The sequence below is a fragment of the Specibacter sp. BI4 genome, from assembly GCF_056680095.1.
This window is the reverse complement of sequence record NZ_CM155265.1, coordinates 3,632,153-3,650,400: the sequence shown is the minus strand read 5'-3', so window position 1 is coordinate 3,650,400 and position 18,248 is coordinate 3,632,153. Positions and strand designations below refer to the sequence as shown.

Below are 18,248 nucleotides of genomic sequence, written 5' to 3'. Positions count from 1 at the left end.
CGCGCAGGCAAACGATTTCCAAGCAACCAAGGGGGCTGCCGTCATGGCTGAACTAACCATCGATTTCTGCGGCGAATGGTACGAACCGTCGCCGGAAGCCATTTTCAGCATTGGCCGTGAGGGCGACATTGAGGTTGACGACAACCCGTACCTGCACCGGAAATTCCTGGAAGTCAGCAAGTACGACGGCATCTGGTGGCTGACCAACGCCGGCACCATGCTCTCGGCAACCATTGCCGACGCCGCCGGCGGCATGCAGGCATGGATGGCGCCCGGCGCACGCATTCCGCTGGTGTTCAGCCAGACAAATGTGATCTTCACTGCCGGCCCCACCACGTACGAATTCTCCGTCCACATAGCGGCGCCGTCGTTCATGTCGCAAAGCCGTGAGGAGGACTCTGCCGGGTCAACCACCATTGGCCCGGTCGTGTTCACGGACTCGCAAAAGGCGTTGATCGTTGCCCTGGCCGAGCCCATGCTGCGTCGGGGCGGAACCGGGTTCAGCTCCATTCCCTCCTCGGCAGAGGCGGCCAAACGTCTGGGCTGGGCGCTGACGCGCTTCAACCGGAAGCTTGACAATGTGTGCGACAAGCTTGACAGGGTTGGGGTTGTCGGGCTGCGCGGCGGCGGCGGAAAGCTGGCCACCAACCGGCGGACCAGGCTGGTGGAACATTCCGTCACCTCCCACCTGGTCACCTCGGACGACCTGGCCCTGTTGGATTCCCAGCGCGGGACGGAAGCTGAATGAGGATCAGGCTGACGCTCAAGCGTGAACCGCAGGAAGACAAAAACCTGGCCGTCACGGTTGACGGCCTGGCGTCGGTGGGGGACATTGCCACCGAACTTTACCTGTCCGATCCGTCCCGCAAGGGCGCGCAGGCCCCGCACAATCTGTCGCTGCTGGTGGAGGAGTCCATTGTGGGCGGGGTTCGGGGACGAACACTGCCGCCGGACAGCAACCTGCTGGAATCGGGGCTGCGCCCCGGCGCCACGGTGTCGCTGACCCAGGTCAGCGACGCTTTTGCCGTTCCCCAGCAGGACAGGGGCCCGGCCGCCGCCACACTGCGGGTGATTGCGGGACCCGACGCCGGCACGGAATTCTCCCTGCCGACGGGCACAAGCTATGTGGGCCGCGCCTATGACGCCGATGTCAGGCTCAGCGACCCCATGACCTCAAAACGGCACGCCCGCATCACCATCGGGGAAACCATTGAAATCGCCGACACCGGATCCGCCAACGGCCTGATGATGGAGGGCACCCAGGTGTCCCGGGCAGTTCTGGGCTCCTACGATGAGGTGACACTGGGCGAAACAACCATCTCCGTGGTGAACCTGGGCCGCGGTGCACAGTCGGGCCCCACCAGCCCCCTGGTTGAATTCAACCGGTCCCCGCGTGTTGTGCCGCAGTTCAAGATCGAGGAACAAACACTCCCTGCCGGCCCGCAACGCCCCCGCCGGGAACGGTTCCCTGTCGTGATGCTGGTGGCCCCGATCCTCATGGGCGCCGTCATGTTTGGCGTGACCAAAAGCTTGTTCAGCGTCATCTTCATGGCCATGATGCCGTTGATGATGATTGGCAGCTGGCTGGACCAAAAAGCCAACGCCAAGCGTGATCTGAAGGACTCGATCGTTCAGTTCCGGGGCGCCATTGTCGAGTTCCGCCGGCAGATGACCCAGCGCCAGCAGGTGGAACGGGCAGTGCGCCTGGCGGAAAGCCCGTCCACGGCCGAAACCGTTGACGCCATCTACAAGCTGGGCCCGTTGATGTGGACGCACCGGCCCGAACACAAGGCGTTCCTGTCGCTGCGCATGGGCGTTGGCCGCCAGCCATCGCGCACACCAGTGAAGGCGTCCAGCGACAACAACACCCTGCCCGAATACATGGCCGAGATCGAGGACATCAAGGCCGAGTTCTCAGACATTGACGCCGTGCCCGTCGTCGCCCAGTTCCGCACGAGCGGGGCGTTGGGTGTGGCCGGCCCGCGCGGCGTCGTTGACGATGTGGCGCGCGCCCTGGTGCTCCAGGCTGTCGGGCTGCATTCCCCGGCCGAGCTGGCCGTGGCTGCCATGACCTCAGCCGAGTCGAAGGAACGGTGGGAGTGGCTGCAATGGCTCCCGCATGTTGGCTCGGTGCATTCCCCGCTTGCCGGCGAGCATTTGGCTTCCGGCCATGGCGCGGCCAGCGTGCTGCTGGCCACCCTGGAAGACCTGCTGGTGACCCGCGGCATGAACATGGCGGCCAACGGGGCGGCCCACAGGGGCGCCCTTGACCCGGTGAAGATTGAGGTTCCCCCGCCCGCCACGCCCGCGCTGCTTGTCATCATCGAGGACGACGTCAAGGTTGACCGGGCCAGGCTGACCCGGTTGACCGAATACGGTGCAGATGTCGGCGTGCACATCCTGTGGGTTGCCAGCTCCATTGAGGCACTGCCCGCGTCCTGCCGCGACTTCATCCATGTTGCGGAAACCGCCACCACCGGCCAGGTCCGCCTGGGCCAGCTCACCTACCCCGTCAGCTGTGAAAGCGTCAGCTCCGAGCTGGCAGCCCAGCTCGCCCGCATGCTGGCACCCGTTGTCGACGCCGGCACCCCTGTCGACGACGACTCCGACCTTCCCCGCAACGTCTCCTATGTGGCACTTGCCGGGCACGACCTGGTGGAAGGCACCTCGGGGATCGCCGACAGGTGGCTGGAAAACAACTCGGTCTCCTCACGGGCCGTCAAGAACCGCAAGCACCAGGGCTCGCTGCGCGCACTGGTGGGTTCCAAGGGCATCGAACCCATGTACCTTGACCTGAAGACCGAGGGGCCCCACGCACTGGTGGGCGGCACCACGGGTGCCGGAAAATCCGAGTTCCTGCAGGCCTGGGTGTTGGGCATGGCTGCCGCGTACAGCCCCGACAGGCTCTCCTTCCTCTTTGTCGACTACAAGGGCGGGGCCGCCTTTGCCGACTGTGTGCAGCTGCCGCACACGGTGGGACTTGTGACTGACCTGTCCCCGCACCTCGTGCGCCGGGCATTGACCTCCCTGCGCGCCGAACTGCACTTCAGGGAGCACCTGCTCAACCGCAAGAAAGCCAAGGACCTGCTCGCCATGGAGCGGGAAGCAGATCCCGAGGCCCCGCCGTCGTTGATCATTGTGGTGGACGAGTTTGCCGCACTCGCCAAGGAAGTTCCCGAGTTTGTCGACGGCGTCGTCGATGTTGCCGCCCGCGGCCGCTCCCTGGGGTTGCACCTGATCCTGGCCACGCAGCGCCCCTCCGGCGTCATCAAGGACAGCCTGCGCGCCAACACCAACATGCGCATCGCCCTGCGCATGGCCGACGTCGACGACTCCCAGGACATCCTGGGCGAATCCACGGCGGCGTACTTCAGCCCATCGATCCCGGGCCGCGGCGCCGCCAAGACGGGCCCGGGGCGCATCCAGGGCTTCCAGACCGGTTACGCCGGCGGCTGGACGTCCCGCACCCCGCAGCGTCCGCGCATCGACATTGTCGAGATGGACTTTGGTGCCGGGGCCCCGTGGGAGCAGGAAATGATCGCTGCACCCGTCGAGGATTCGGCGGGCCCCAACGACATCTCCCGGGTGGTGGCCAACATTTCCCTGGCCGCCGTGGAACTGGGCGTGAAGCCTCCCCGCAAGCCGTGGCTGGGCGAACTGCCCGAAATTTATGACTTCTCCAAGCTGCCAACGCCGCGCACCGACGAGCAGCTGCTGCTCGGCGTCATGGACGACCCCGAACACCAGGCCCAGCCAACGGTGTTCTTTGAACCTGACAAGGACGGCAACATGGCCATCCTGGGTGCCAGCGGTTCGGGCAAGTCGGCCGCGCTGCGCACGATCGCCATTGCCGCTGCCATCACCCCGCGCGGCGGCCCCGTGCAGGTCTACGGCATCGACGCCGCCTCCAACGGCCTGCAAATGCTTGAGGTGCTCCCGCACGTGGGCGGCATCATCAATGCCGAGGACAACGAACGTGTGGGGCGCTTGCTGCGCTACGTCCGCGGAATCATCGAGAAGCGGGCCGAGAGTTTCGCCCAGGTCAAGGCCGGCAGCATTGCCGAGTACCGCCGCCTGGCGAACAAACCTGACGAGCCGCGCATCATCGTCATGGTCGACGGGCTGGCAACCTTCCGTGAACTGTACGAGTTCCGGGCGGGCATGAACCAGTTTGAAACACTGCAGCAGATTGCCACCGACGGCCGTCCCATGGGTGTCCACATTGTCATGGCCGGTGACAGCCCGAAGTCGCTGCCGGCGTCGTTGGCGTCATCGGTGCAGCGGTTGCTGGTGTTCCGCCTGGCCACTGCGGACGACTATTCCAACCTGGGCCTGCCCCGTGACGTGCTGACCCCGGCGTCGCCTCCGGGCCGCGGCATGATCGACGGCGGCGAGATCCAGGTGGCCATCTTCGGCGGCACCTCAAACCTGGCACTGCAGGCGCGGCAGGTTGCCAGCCTGGCCGAAACGCTGCGGCGCCAGGGCGTCAAGCAGGCCCCGCGCGTGGAGTCGCTGCCGGAAATGGTTGACCTTGACGTGCTGCCGGCAGCCACCGCCGGCAACGTCCTCATCGGTGTCGACGACTTCAACCTGGAACCGGCCGGACTGCAGGCCACGGGCGCGCTCATGCTCACCGGCCCGCCGTCGTCCGGGCGCACCACAGCCCTTGTCACCCTGGCCGAGGCCTTGAAACGGTCGACGCCGGGCACCCGGCGCGTGTACTTCGGCTCGCGCCGCTCGGCCATCGCCAACCTGCCCGTGTGGGACGAATCCATCGTGACGGCCGGGGCGCTGGAGCCGGAGCTGCAGCGCTTCATCGACCTGGTTGAGGGTGAGAGCGAGCCCGTGGCGTTCTTCATTGAAGGGGTCACCGAGTTTGCCGACTCCGAGGCCGAAATGGACCTTGTCACGTTGATCAAGTCCGCCGTCAAGGCGAATTACTTTGTGGTGGGCGAGGCTGAAACGTCCACCTGGTCGGGGGCGTGGAGCCTGGCCGGGCTGTTCAAGGCCGGCCGCCGCGGCCTGCTTCTGAACCCCGGCGACGTCGAGGGGGACACCTTGATGAACACGGCGCTCGGGCGGCTCTCCAACAACAAGTTCATCCCGGGCCGCGGCTATGTCGTTGGCCGGGGCAAGGCGTTCAAGCTGCAGGTGGCAAGCACCATGGACCACGAGCGCTAGCCTGCCCGTGCCCCGCCCCCTCAGACCCTCGCGCAGTTCTGGTGGGTTTTTCGGGAACGCTCTCGCAGTTCTGGTGGGTTTTGCAGACGGGGAGTTGTCCCCATCGACGTTATTTGGATAGCTTGTTAGATTTCTATTAGTCGCCCGGCCGGACAAGCCAGCAGGGTATCTTCTTCAACATAAGGATGTGCATCATGGCCGGTATGCTCGGTAACGATCCCCAGGACATGGCCGATTTGGTCACAAAGCTCGGCACTGCCATTGACCAGATCACCCAGGTCATGACGACCTTGGATGGCAAGGCCCAGTCGGTTCGCTGGGAAGGTCCCGATGCCACCCGCTTCAAGGGCACGCAGTGGCCGACGTCCAAGAAGTCGCTTGCCCGCGTCATCAGCGACCTCGGCGACGTCAAGGTCATTGTGAACAAGCAGAAGCAGCAGCAGGAAGCCGCTTCCAAGTAGTTCCCATCCAGAAACGCCGGTCTCTGCCTTCGGGCGGGGCCGGCGCTTTTGTTTAACGCTGGGGACTGATTTAAGGAACGACCGGCAGATGGTGCGCCAGCGGGACTTCGTGGGGCAAGATAGTAGCGTGAGCAGCGAGCCAACAGAACCCCAGCAAATTCCCGCCGAGCAGAACCCGGCAGACGCAGTGCGCGAGAAAGCGCCTGCCGGCACGGAAGTCATTCCCGCCGACGCGGACAGGGAACGCTACGGCGTCCTGGTGGACCTGATCCAAAAGTATCGCGCGGCCTACTACAACGACGATGCGCCCATCGTCTCCGACGCCGAATTCGACGTGCTGTACAGCGAACTTGAAACGCTTGAGGCGCTGCACCCGGAACTGGTCACGAACGATTCCCCAACCCAGCTGGTGGGTGGGGAAGTCTCGGAGGCCTTTGCCGCCGTCGAACATCTGGCCCGAATGTATTCGCTGGAAGACGTGTTTTCCCTTGCGGAGCTTGAGGCGTGGCTGGCCAAGGCCGCGGCGTCGGTTGAAAAGCGCCGCGGACAGGCGCCACAATGGCTGACAGAGCTGAAGATTGACGGCCTGGCAGTGAACCTTTTGTACCGCGACGGTGTGCTGGTGCGGGCGGCCACCCGCGGCGACGGCACCACCGGTGAGGACATCAGCCACAACGTGGCCACCATCAAGGACATTCCGCAGAAACTCCAAGGCAGCAACTTTCCCGCCGAGGTGGAGATTCGCGGGGAAGTGTTCATCGCCTCCAAGGACTTTGCAGCCCTGAACGAGCAGATGGTGGCGGCCGGAAAGCCGGAATACGCCAACCCGCGGAACACTGCGGCCGGCTCTTTGCGGCAGAAGGACCCTGCCGAGACGGCCAAGCGCCCGCTGCGGATGTTTGTGCACGGCATCGGCGCGCGCGACGGGCTCAGCACCGCCACCCAGTCGGAGACGTATGAACTGCTGAAGTCGTGGGGCATGCCCATCAGCCCGTACTACAAGGTGGTGGACACGCTGCCCGAGGTCATGGACTTCATCTCCCATCACGGCGAGCACCGCCACGACCTCATCCATGAAATTGACGGGATCGTGGTCAAGGTTGACGATCTGGAAACCCAGCGCGAACTGGGCCACACCTCGCGCGTGCCGCGCTGGTCGGTGGCGTACAAGTACCCGCCGGAAGAAGTCCACACGAAGCTGTTGGACATCCGGGTCCAGGTGGGCCGCACCGGGCGCGTGACGCCGTTCGGCATCATGGAGCCGGTCAAGGTGGCCGGTTCCGTGGTTGAGCGGGCAACCCTGCACAACCAGGACGTGGTCAAGGCCAAGGGCGTCATGATCGGCGACGTTGTGGTGCTGCGCAAAGCAGGGGATGTGATCCCGGAGATCGTTGGCCCCGTCTTGGCACTGCGCGAGAAGCAGGATCCGCCGGTGCGTGAATTCGTCATGCCCACGCACTGCCCCTCCTGCGGGACGGAACTGGCACCCGCCAAAGAGGGCGACATCGACATCCGCTGCCCCAACACACAGTCGTGCCCCATCCAGCTGACAGAACGTGTTGCCCACCTGGCCGGCCGCGGCGGCTTCGACATTGAGGCGCTGGGCTACGAGGCCGCCATGGCGCTGACCACCGGCCCGGGCCCCGATCCGGCCGAAAACGGGGGCGAGATTGTCCCGGCCGGCCCCGGCCCCCTGGTGAGTGAAGCGCAGGTCTTCTCCATTGCCGAACTGGACCTGTCCGACGTCGTGGTTTGGCGGGAAATCCGGTCCAAGGGCGAAGGGACCGGCCGCTTCCACCAGGTGCCGTACTTTTACACGAAGGCGACGGCCAAAAAGCCTTCGGTGCCGACCAAGACCACCGGGAAGCTCTGCGAGGAGCTGGAAAAGGCCAAATCGAAACCGTTGTGGCGGGTGCTTGTGGCGCTGTCCATCAGGCACGTCGGCCCCACGGCATCGCGCGCCATGGCCACCCGCTACGGCACCATGGCGGCCATCCGGGAAGCGCTGCTGGCCCCGGACGCCCGCGAAAAACTGGCCGACGTCGACGGCGTCGGGGCCATCATCGCCGAGGCGTTGATCGAGTGGTTCGACGTCGACTGGCACCAGGAGATCATCGACGCCTGGGCCGCGGCGGGCGTGCTCATGGCCGACGCCGTGGACGAGTCGGCGCCGCGCACCCTGGAAGGGCTGACGATTGTGGTGACTGGCACGCTGCCCACCCTCAGCCGCGACGAGGCCAAGGAAGCCATCATCATTCGTGGCGGCAAGGCATCAGGCTCGGTCTCCAAGAACACCTCCTACGTGGTGGCCGGCGAAGCCGCCGGAACGAAACTGGACAAGGCCGAGGCGCTCGGGATTCCGGTGCTGGATGAAGACGCCTTCAAGGAATTGCTCGCCAATGGGCCGGCACCAGACGCCGGGACGGATACGCCCACCGAAGCGGATTCCGCTGGCGGGACGGAATCCGCTGGCGGGCCGGCACCAGACGCCGGGTAGCACCAGACCGACCAACCAACAAGTAAAGGATCACCATGACCCCGCACGCCGTACCAGTTGATGAATTGCTCGAAGTGGCCCTGCGTGCCGCTGCTGCCGGGGCCGCAGTGCTTGCCGTCCGCGACCCGGACGGTTTTGGCGCCACCGAAAAGTCTTCCGACGCCGACTGGGTCACGGCCTTTGACCTGGCCGCTGAACGGGCCGTGCGCGCCGTCATCACCGAGGCCCGCCCGCACGATGTCATCACGGGGGAGGAGCTTGCACCTGCACTGCCGGCGGAACCATCCGGATACAGATGGAGCATCGACCCGCTCGACGGGACCATGAACTACATCCGCAACATCGCCTACTACGGCACCTCCGTGGCCGTGATGGGACCCGACGGCGACTGGCTGGCCGGCGTCGTCAACGCACCGGCCCTGCGCAGGGTGTACTTTGGCTCCCTCGGCGGCGGCGCCTGGCTGGACGAGGTCAGGGCCGACGGTGTCCAGTCGGTGCGCCGGCTGAACGGGCCCACCGAAACCCGCGGCGGGACGCTGCTTTCCACCGCCCTGACGTATGAGCCCGCCATCCGGCGCCGCCTCGTCTCGGAACTGGACGGTCGGATGGACAACTTTGGTGACTTCCGCCGGCTGGGATCCGCCGCATTGGAACTGTGCGCGGTGGCCGAAGGTTCCGTTGACGCCTACCTGGAATATGGCTTGTTTGAGCACGACTTTGCGGCCGGCGGACTGATCGCCGAGGAGGCCGGTGCCTGGGTGCACCGCCCCGTCCTGAGCCCCGCAGTCAACGGGCTGCCGACCCGCGAGGAAGTCCTCGCCGTCTGGACCGGCGCCAGCGTGCCGGGGCTCGAAGGCGGTTTCGCCCCGGCGGAGTAGCCGCTGCGCCGAACACAGCCCCGGGGTGTAGGCGTACTGTGGTGCCATGGACGTGAACAACGGAAGGTTCAAGCCACCTCCTGGCGTGAAAGTCACCGGGCACGGGACACTGCTTTCCGCTTTTGACGTGACGGGCCTGGCCGTTTCAGCCATGGCCCGTGCCGCCGCTGCCGTGGCCCGCCTGGCCGTGCACCACGGCGCCGCCCCGCCCGAAATCTCGATCGACAGGGCCCTTGTCTCCCACTGGTTTGGCATGTCGTTCACGCCGGTCGGGTGGGAACTGCCGTCGCCCTGGGATGCCATTGCCGGGGACTACCGCAGCTCCGACGGCTGGATCCGGCTGCACACCAACGCCCCGCACCACCGCGCGGCGGCCCTCAAGGTGCTCGGGCTGGGCGCCGGCGCCAACCGCGAAACTGTTGCCTCCGCCGTCGACCATTGGAACGGGGAGGAGCTGGAAGCCGCCATTGTTGCCGCCAATGGATGTGCGGCAGTCATGCGTACGGAGGAAGCCTGGCTGGCGCATCCCCAGGGTGCGGCGGTGGCTGCCGAACCCCTGGTTGCCTGGAGTGCCCGGCGTTCCTCGGACGACGGCGGCACCTCCCCGCGCTCGGGGCCCGCCAATGCGCGGCGGCCGCTGGCAGGGGTGCGGGTGCTGGATTTGACCCGCGTCATTGCCGGGCCCGTCGCTACGCGTTTTCTGGCCATGTACGGGGCGGAGGTGCTGCGGATCGACCCTCCTGACTGGGAAGAACCGGCACTGGAACCTGAAATGACAGTTGGCAAGCACTGCGCACGGCTGGACCTGAAAACGGCTGCCGGCCTGGCTGCGCTGAACGCCCTGCTGGCCGGTACGGACATCTTTATCCACGGCTACCGCCCCGATGCGCTTGACCGGCTGGGTTTGTCGGACGACTTTCTGGCCCGGGCCCATCCCTCCCTTGTTGTCGTTGCCCTCGACGCCTATGGCTGGAGCGGGCCGTGGGCCAACCGGCGCGGCTTTGATTCGCTCGTGCAGATGAGCTGCGGCATTGCGCACGCCGGGATGGTCCACTTTGACGCGGACCTCCCGCACCCGCTGCCGGTCCAGGCACTGGATCACGCCACGGGGTACCTGTGTGCTGCCGCCGCGATCGAGGCGTGGTGCGAGCGGCTGCATGGAACTGTTCGGAATGCCCGGCTGTCGCTGGCCCGGACCGCGGTGGAGTTGCTGCGGACGGGGCCGTCCGATCCGGGCGCTCGGTTGCCTGTACATGACCCTGCCCTGTTGGTGCCCGAGCAAACCCTGTGGGGTCCGGGCTTCAGGCTGCCGGCGGCCGTTCAGATCTCCGGCCTTGTTGCTGAAACGAACGTGCTGGCGCAGGGATATGGGTGGGCGCCGCCGGCATGGAATCCAAACAGCAGCTGATGCTGTTTGTTGTCGGGTTCGGGAATCCAAACTGCAGCTGATGCTGTGAACCGTACGGGATCACAGCATCAGCTGCAGTTTCGAAATAGGGCGGGCCGGAGAAACAGAGAATGCCACCGGCGGATTTCTTCACCCGCACCCGGGTGCGGAAGAATGGGAAGGCAGGATCCGTCGTCGGACGTCAGCCGAAAACCTTCACCAGCCAGGGGAAACCAAGCACATGAGCGTACTCGTTCGTCCCATCACCGCAACCGAATACGACGCCGTCGCCCGCATCACGGCGGATGCCTACCTCGGTGCGGGGTACTTTGACAGTATTGAGTATCCGTATATGCAAAAGATTATGCGCGTGGGGGAGCGGGCGGCCGTTGCGGAGGTGATCGTTGCCGAACGTGACGGGGCGGTGGTCGGCTCGGCCACCTTGGCGGTGCACGGCGATGTGTGGGCCGACATTGCCCTGCCGCACGAGTTGGAGTTCCGGCTGCTGGTGGTGGATCCGGCCGTGCAGCGCAGTGGTGCGGGAAAAGCGATGGTGAACTGGATTCTGGACAGGGCCCGGGCCGCCGACGGCATCCGCGCCGTCAGCCTCACCACCGGCGATGACTGGCACGCGGCACATGCCCTCTACCTGTCGCTGGGGTTCGTCAGGGTGCCCGAACGCGATTGGCCGATTCCGGAGAACGGCAAGATGCTGCGCGTCTACCGTTTGGAACTGTGACGGCGGGCTGCTGACGGGACTGCTCTGAAAACGCCTCGGTATTTGATCCAGGTGCAGGTCAGCGTCCGGAGCCAGCGTCGGGGGACCAGCGTCGGGGCCATGCCGGATCCGGAGCCCTGGAAATGCGGTCGGACTATGATGGCCACATGCGACCCACTCCACAGAAGGTCCACGAGGCGTTGATGAATCCCCGGCGAAGCCGCTGGAGTGACCGGCGGCGGTCCATCAACGCCATGGTGGACAATTTTGTATTCGCCTTCAGCGGTCTTGCCGCATTGTGGCTGGCATGGCTGGTGCTCTCGCAGGGCTTCGCCTGGGGCTGGTTCCTGGCACCGTTCTTCGTCCTGTTTTGGCTGGTCCTCGCCTATCTGGTGCTGCCCCGGCTGCACAGCATCCTTACCGCCATTTACGTCCCCGACTATTTCATCGGACGCGCCCGAACCAGCGACGGGCTGCTGGGGGACCCGATCAACCTTGCAGTCATGGGCAGCGAGGCCCAGCTCCACGAAGCGATGAGCCGTGCCGGCTGGATCAGGGCTGATGAAATCACGCTGGCCTCCAGCCGCCGCATCATCACCTCCACCATCTTCAAACGCAGTTACGACGAGGCCCCCGTGAGCCCGCTGCTGCTGTTCGGCCACCAGCAGGATCTTGCCTACCAGCAGGAAGTGCAGGGCAATCCAGCCAAGCGGCACCATGTTCGTTTCTGGCGATGCCCGGATGGCTGGTTGCTGCCTGGCGGGCACAGGGCGGATTGGCTCGCCGCCGGCACCTTCGACCGGGCCGTCGGCTTTTCGCTGTTCACACTGCAAGTCACACACAAGATCGACGCCGACACCGACATCGAGCGCGACCACATCGTCTCAACGCTGGTGGAAAGCGGTGCGGAAATCCAGGTGCGGGTGATTGAGGACTTTGCCACCGGATACCACTCCCGCAACGGCGGCGGCGACAGCATCCAGACAGATGGTGACCTGCCTGTTGTCGACGTCCGGCCGGTGGCCGTTCCCCTGGACGGCAACGCCCTGGGGGAGGGGCTCGATGCGCGCCGGGAGTTCCGCGCCCAGCGGCGTCCGGCGTCCACCGCCCTCGGGGTGCTGTTGATGGTGGTTCGGGTTGTGGTGGGGGCAGTGAGTGTTTTGCTGATATTGGGGGACTGGCAGGAGGTCTCAAGGAGGGCGGTTGCCAGCATGAGTGCCGACGAAGCGCAGTTCTTGGATGTTTTCCTGCTTGTGGTTGTCATCGTTGCCGCATTCGGCGTTGTCCTGTATTCGGTCTTGGCCGTCCTGGGCTTCAGGGGCAGCAATTGGGCCAGGATTGCTTCCATGGCTTACAGCGGGCTGCTGGTGGTGATTTCCGCCGTTTCCATTCTTGGCGGGCAGCACATCACCCTGGGCACGAACCTGTTCGGCCTGCCCCTGGACATCCTGGTGCTGTTGGCCCTCTCGGCACGAAGCTCCCGGCTCTGGGCGCGGCGGCCCAATCCACGCAAGCGTGCAGGGTCACGCAAGCGAGCGGCAGGCTCGCGCGAGCTGGCAGGCGCGGACGCAGAGTAGGGGTGCAGGCAAGCAGGCAAGCAGGCAAGCTAGGCAGGCAGGCCAGCAAGGCGCCCAAAGTAGTGGCCCAGGCGGACGTGGGGCCGGACGGAGACAGGCATCTCACAGCACCGGGGAAATCATCCTGTGTCGGAGCGATAAGCTGGTGGGGATAACTTTTTCTTTTTTGTAGGGGAGATCCATGGCTGCGATCAACCGTGACGACGTGGCGCATTTGGCGCAACTGGCTCACATCGAGATGAGCGACGACGAACTGGACCGCATGGCCAAGGAATTGGCTGTGATTGTGGATTCAGTGAAAAGCGTCAGCGAGGCTGCAGGAGCGGATGTTCCCGCCACCTCGCATCCAATTCCACTGACAAATGTCATGCGCGAAGACGTGGTTGGCCACGTATTGACCGTCGAGGAAGCCCTGTCCGGGGCGCCCGACTCTGCTGATGGACGCTTCAAGGTTCCAGCAATTCTGGAGGAGAGCTAATCCATGAGTGCAAATGAACTGATCCGATCCAGCGCGTCCGCAATGGCCGCCAAGCTGGCGTCCGGGGAAATTACCTCCGTTGCGCTGGTCCAGGCCCACCTTGACCGCATTGCCGAGATCGACGGCGGCGACCGGGGAATCAACGCGTTCCTGCATGTCAACGCCGAGGAAGCGCTCGCAGTCGCTGCGGACGTCGACGCCCGCCGCGCCGCCGGCGAAGAACTGCACGAGCTGGCCGGTGTGCCGATCGCCGTCAAGGACTTGATCGTCACGAAGGGCCAGCCCACCACGGCAGCCTCCAAGATCCTCGAGGGCTGGATGAGCCCCTACGATGCAACCGTCATCAAGAAGATCCGTGCAGCCCGCATGCCGATGCTGGGCAAGACGAACCTGGACGAGTTCGCCATGGGATCCTCCACCGAGCACTCCGCCTACGGCCCCACCCGCAATCCCTGGGACCTTGACCGGATCCCCGGCGGCTCAGGCGGCGGCTCGGCTGCTGCCGTGGCGTCCTTCGAAGCGCCGCTGGCTCTGGGCACCGACACAGGTGGTTCCATCCGCCAGCCCGGTTCCGTCACGGGCACCGTCGGCGTCAAGCCCACCTACGGCGCTGTTTCGCGCTACGGTGCCATCGCCATGGCGTCTTCGCTGGATCAGATCGGCCCGGTGTCACGCACGGTTCTTGACTCGGCACTGCTCCAGGAAGTCATCGGCGGCCACGACCCCCAGGACTCCACCTCCCTGACGGATCCTTCGACAGGCCTCGTTGCCGCTGCCCGCATGGGCAACGTCAAGGGCATGAAGATCGGCGTCATCAGGGAATTGCACGGCGAAGGATTCCAGGCCGGCGTTGAAAACCGTTTCAACGAATCCCTGGAGCTGTTGCGCGAAGCCGGTGCCGAGATCGTTGAGGTCTCCTGCCCCAACTTCGGTTACGCCCTGGGCGCCTACTACCTGATCATGCCCAGCGAGGCGTCCTCCAACCTTGCCAAGTTCGACGGCGTCAGGTTTGGCATGCGCACTTTGCCCACCGAAGGCCCGCTCACCATTGAGCGCGTCATGGCTGCCACCCGCTCGGCTGGTTTTGGCCCGGAGGTCAAGCGCCGCATCATCCTGGGCACCTACGCCCTGAGCGCCGGCTACTACGACGCTTATTACGGCTCCGCCCAGAAGGTGCGCACCCTGGTGCAGCGCGACTTTGAGGCAGCTTTTGCCCAGGTTGACGTGTTGATCTCCCCAACAACGCCCACCACGGCATTCAAGCTGGGCGAGAAGCTGGACGATCCGCTGTCAATGTACCTGCAGGACGTTGCAACGATCCCGGCAAACCTGGCCGGCATCCCCGGCCTGACACTGCCTGGCGGCCTCGCTGATGAAGACGGCCTGCCCGTCGGCATTCAGCTGCTGGCCCCGGCGCGCGAGGACGCCCGCGTCTACCGTGTGGGTGCCGTGCTGGAGACCCTGCTTGAGGCCAAGTGGGGCGGCCCCATGCTGAACCAGGCCCCGGAACTCGCCAACACAGCAATCGCAGCCAAGGAGGCCAACTAATGAGCGTTGACACCATTCTCAGCTTCGAAGAAGCCATGGAAAAGTACGAACCCGTCCTCGGCTTCGAGGTTCATGTTGAGCTGAACACCAAGACCAAGATGTTCTCCTCCGCCCCGAACGTCTTTGGCGACGAGCCCAACTCGAACGTCAACGAGGTGTGCCTGGGACTGCCCGGCGTGCTGCCGGTTGTGAACAAGAAGGCTGTTGAGTCGTCGATCCTGATCGGCCTGGCGCTGAACTGCAAGATTGCCCCGCACAGCACCTTTGCGCGCAAGCAGTACTTCTACCCGGACACTCCGAAGAACTTCCAGACCTCCCAGTACGATGACCCGATCTGCTACGACGGCTGGATCGACATCGAGCTCGACGACGGCACGGTCTTCCACGTGGAGATCGAGCGCGCCCACATGGAAGAGGACGCCGGCAAGCTGACCCACATGGGTGGCTCCACGGGCCGCATCCAGGGTGCCGACTACTCGTTGGTGGACTACAACCGCTCCGGCGTGCCGCTGGTGGAAATCGTCACCAAGACCATTGAGGGCGCCGGTTCACGGGCCCCCGAACTGGCCAAGGCCTACGTTGCGGCCATCCGTGAAATCGTGAAGAACCTTGGCGTTTCCGAGGCCAAGATGGAGCACGGCAACGTCCGTTGCGACGCCAACGTCTCACTGCGCCCGCACGGGCAGGAGAAGCTCGGCACCCGCACCGAGACGAAGAACGTGAACTCCCTTCGCGCCGTCGAAAATGCCGTGAAGTTCGAGATCCAGCGCCACGCTGCCGTGCTCGATTCCGGTGTTTTGATCACGCAGGAAACCCGCCACTGGCACGAGGACACGAAGTCGACGACGTCGGGCCGTCCCAAGTCCGACGCCGACGATTACCGCTACTTCCCGGAACCGGACCTGGTGCCCATCGTCACCTCCGCGGAGTGGGTTGAAGAGCTCCGTGCAACCCTGCCCGAGCCGCCGGCCGAGCGCCGCAAGCGCCTGCAGGCCGACTGGGGCTACACGGATTTGGAATTCCGTGACGTCGTCAACGCCGGGCTCATGGATGAGATTGAGGAAACCGTTGCAGCCGGTGCCTCCGCAGCTGCCGCCCGCAAGTGGTGGATGGGTGAGATCGCACGCCGTGCCAAGCTGGCCGACGTCGACCCCGCCGCGCTGGGTGTCACTCCCGCCGTCGTGGTTGAGATTGAAAAGCTCATCGCGTCCGGCGCCATCAATGACAAGTTGGCCCGCAAGGTGCTCGACGGCGTCCTTGAGGGCGAAGGGACGCCCACCGAGGTTGTGGCCAAGCGCGGTCTCGCCGTGGTGTCCGACGACGGCGCCCTCCAGACCGCGATCGACGAGGCATTGGCGGCCCAGCCCGACGTTGCCGAGAAGATCCGTGGCGGCAAGGTGCAGGCCGTTGGCGCCATTGTCGGCGGCGTCATGAAGGTCACCCGCGGACAGGCCGACGCCGGCCGCGTGCGCGAACTGATCCTCAAGACGCTCGGCGTCGAAGGCTAGAGCTCGACTGTCCGGGGTCGGGCCAGCCGCCCGCCCTGAACCCCGAGAGCCGTGATCCCATTCGAGGTCACGGCTCTTGGCGTCTCAGGCGGGTTGGCCACGGTGCGGCCTGCGGTCCAACGGTGTCTGTCCCTGGGTGTAATCTGGGAGTTGGTCCTGCTCGGGATCTTTTATTGACTTGAGGGGGCCAATCAATGAGTGGACCACAGCCATGGCCGGGACCGGATGAAAACATTCCCGGACCGCCACCACCGCCGTCTGACCCGTCGGGGCCGGCACCGGGGCTGGCACCAGCGCCGGCAACACCCGCGCCGAGCGCACCACCGCCGGCGCCAGCAGCCGCACCAGCAGCCTTGGCCGCACCAAATCCGCCCGCGCCGGCGGAGAACCCAAAATCCGCTGGGCGCCGCAAGGTCGTGGCCTGGTCAGTGGCCGGCGGTGTCTTGTTGTGCGCGCTGCTGGCGGGCGGCTTGATTGCCGCCAATTCCATGATGGGCAATGTGCTCTGGGGTGATTCAACCGAAGCCGGCAACCACGAACTTCAGTCCGGCAACGAACCCGTCGCAGGCAATCCGGTTCCCGAAACCACTGCAGGCAGCTCATCCACGCCAACTGCGAAAACCCCGTCCACCCGCCCGCCTCGGACGGACAGGACAACCGAGCCTGCCAAACCAACCACCTCTGCCAAGCCCGCGCCAACCTTCGGGGTGCCGGCGAACGACGCAAATCCCAAGAACTATTCCAACGCCGACAAGGCGTATTGCAAATGGTCCGGGACAGTGCGCTATGTGGCCGCATCGGAGCAGTTCAGGGCAGCCATTTGTGACATCGACGGCCAGAGCACCTATATGGGGATGGACAAGAAGACCGGCCTGACAACCAGGCTGCCGGCCGTCATCGGCGACAATTCGGTTCAGGCCACCAAGGACCAGTTCACATACTCGCTGGACCCAGATTCCTTCCGCGTCCTGGAGGGCAGCACAGTGATTGCCGAACAGAAGATGCTTTCATGGTGGACTCCGGGCGCGCCGGAGCTGAAGTTGCCGGGAGATTTGGGCCTGTCGAAACCCATTTCCTTCCCGTCCTGCGACGGCACGGGCGTGCTTGTGCTGCAGACCTTCTTTGATCCGCCCAACAACATTGCCGACATCCAGGCGGCCCTGGACAAGTATCCAGGCGCGGAATACCTGCGCACGGACCTTTCCTGCGACAACTTCCGCAACCCGTCAACTTCCAACAGCTTCGGCAACTCCATTTATGCTGTGTACCGCACCATGAAGGCTGACGAGGCCGCCATGTGCAAAGCCATGAAGGAGCTCAATTCCGGCGGGGACTGGTTGGAAAACAATGTCGACTCAACGACCAAGATCGAGTGCCCCAAGCCTTGACGTTGTCCCGGTGGACGCCACGGGTCCCCTTGCTGCCGGAGTCTTCCGGGAGACTGTGAAAGTGAGTAATGACCTTCAGCTGCGGTGGCTGCTGGATCCTGCGGTGGTTGGGCCGCAGTTGCGTCAGCAACTTCCTGGCTGCTGGCAGGAAGTGGCCAATGCGGGAGGTGCCGTGGGGTTCCCCTTCACACCAGTGTCTGAGGAGCAGGTCAATGCTGCGGTCAGGCATGGGCCTGGGCGGCTTCTACCAGTCGTGTGGATGGCAGGAAATCGGGCGCCGGCCCGGGGCCCTGCGGTTCGCCGGAGGCGACCGCGACGAAGTGCTGATGATGTTGGCGCTGCCACGCCGCCCCACGGGCCAGGTGGGCACTGCCGGCGGCAACAGGCCAATCAGCGGCAGGTAAAACAACAGACATAAAACTGCCGGGCAGCTGACTGCCCGGCCGCGATCGGTCGTGCCCCGGACCTTGCTGCCCATGACCTGGCTGCCGACGAGCGCCGCTGTGCGCCTTCCCCATGACGGCAAATGATCGTTTATGACGCGTTGAAAAGAATATTGTCCAGCTTCTTGCATATGTGACTCAACCCACTTATTGTTGTTAATCGGTTAACCAATTCCCGCCGGAG

The 18,248-nt window shown here is 64.9% G+C and carries 13 protein-coding genes; all 13 read left to right on the top strand.

The window, feature by feature from the left end; genetic code table 11:
* The first annotated feature begins 43 nt into the window (after positions 1–43).
* The 13 genes from AC1L6K_RS16690 to AC1L6K_RS16630 all read left to right on the top strand — a co-directional run bounded on the left by AC1L6K_RS16690 (position 44) and on the right by AC1L6K_RS16630 (position 18,025).
* Positions 44–748, top strand: a complete 705-nt coding sequence (locus AC1L6K_RS16690) for an FHA domain-containing protein (protein ID WP_480949955.1) — start codon at positions 44–46, stop codon at positions 746–748.
* On the top strand, positions 745–5,181 hold the full coding sequence (locus AC1L6K_RS16685) for an FtsK/SpoIIIE domain-containing protein (protein ID WP_480949954.1): 4,437 nt from the start codon (positions 745–747) through the stop codon (positions 5,179–5,181). Before AC1L6K_RS16690 ends, AC1L6K_RS16685 begins: the two co-directional genes overlap by 4 nt.
* A 194-nt stretch (positions 5,182–5,375) precedes the next feature.
* Entirely contained in the window at positions 5,376–5,642 is a 267-nt protein-coding gene (locus tag AC1L6K_RS16680; RefSeq protein ID WP_480949953.1) for a hypothetical protein, read from the top strand.
* A gap of 88 nt (positions 5,643–5,730) precedes the next feature.
* Positions 5,731–8,139 (top strand): NAD-dependent DNA ligase LigA, encoded by a 2,409-nt coding sequence (gene ligA, locus AC1L6K_RS16675; protein ID WP_480949952.1) that lies wholly within the window; start codon positions 5,731–5,733, stop codon positions 8,137–8,139.
* A 35-nt stretch (positions 8,140–8,174) separates the two neighbouring features.
* Positions 8,175–9,017 (top strand): inositol monophosphatase family protein, encoded by an 843-nt coding sequence (locus tag AC1L6K_RS16670; protein WP_480949951.1) that lies wholly within the window; start codon positions 8,175–8,177, stop codon positions 9,015–9,017.
* Between the two features lie 46 nt (positions 9,018–9,063).
* Positions 9,064–10,425 carry a CoA transferase gene (locus AC1L6K_RS16665; RefSeq protein ID WP_480949950.1) on the top strand — a complete coding sequence of 454 codons (1,362 nt, stop codon included), beginning with the start codon at positions 9,064–9,066 and terminating at the stop codon, positions 10,423–10,425.
* 220 nt (positions 10,426–10,645) lie between these two features.
* Entirely contained in the window at positions 10,646–11,143 is a 498-nt protein-coding gene (locus AC1L6K_RS16660) for a GNAT family N-acetyltransferase (protein ID WP_480949949.1), read from the top strand.
* Between the two features lie 146 nt (positions 11,144–11,289).
* Positions 11,290–12,699: an LssY C-terminal domain-containing protein gene (locus tag AC1L6K_RS16655; RefSeq protein WP_480949948.1), complete on the top strand. Its 1,410-nt coding sequence runs from the start codon at positions 11,290–11,292 to the stop codon at positions 12,697–12,699.
* A 181-nt stretch (positions 12,700–12,880) separates the two neighbouring features.
* A complete protein-coding gene (gatC, locus tag AC1L6K_RS16650; RefSeq protein WP_480949947.1) occupies positions 12,881–13,177 on the top strand; it encodes an Asp-tRNA(Asn)/Glu-tRNA(Gln) amidotransferase subunit GatC in 297 nt (98 codons plus the stop codon).
* Between the two features lie 3 nt (positions 13,178–13,180).
* The gene (gene gatA, locus AC1L6K_RS16645) at positions 13,181–14,725 is read left to right on the top strand and encodes an Asp-tRNA(Asn)/Glu-tRNA(Gln) amidotransferase subunit GatA (RefSeq protein ID WP_480949946.1); all 1,545 of its coding nucleotides are present in this window, start codon (positions 13,181–13,183) and stop codon (positions 14,723–14,725) included.
* Positions 14,725–16,233, top strand: a complete 1,509-nt coding sequence (gatB, locus tag AC1L6K_RS16640) for an Asp-tRNA(Asn)/Glu-tRNA(Gln) amidotransferase subunit GatB (RefSeq protein WP_480949945.1) — start codon at positions 14,725–14,727, stop codon at positions 16,231–16,233. Before gatA ends, gatB begins: the two co-directional genes overlap by 1 nt.
* 194 nt (positions 16,234–16,427) lie before the next feature.
* A complete protein-coding gene (locus AC1L6K_RS16635; protein WP_480949944.1) occupies positions 16,428–17,621 on the top strand; it encodes a hypothetical protein in 1,194 nt (397 codons plus the stop codon).
* A 212-nt stretch (positions 17,622–17,833) separates the two neighbouring features.
* Positions 17,834–18,025, top strand: coding sequence for a hypothetical protein (locus AC1L6K_RS16630; RefSeq protein WP_480949943.1), 192 nt, complete (start codon positions 17,834–17,836; stop codon positions 18,023–18,025).
* Positions 18,026–18,248: the final 223 nt, after the last annotated feature.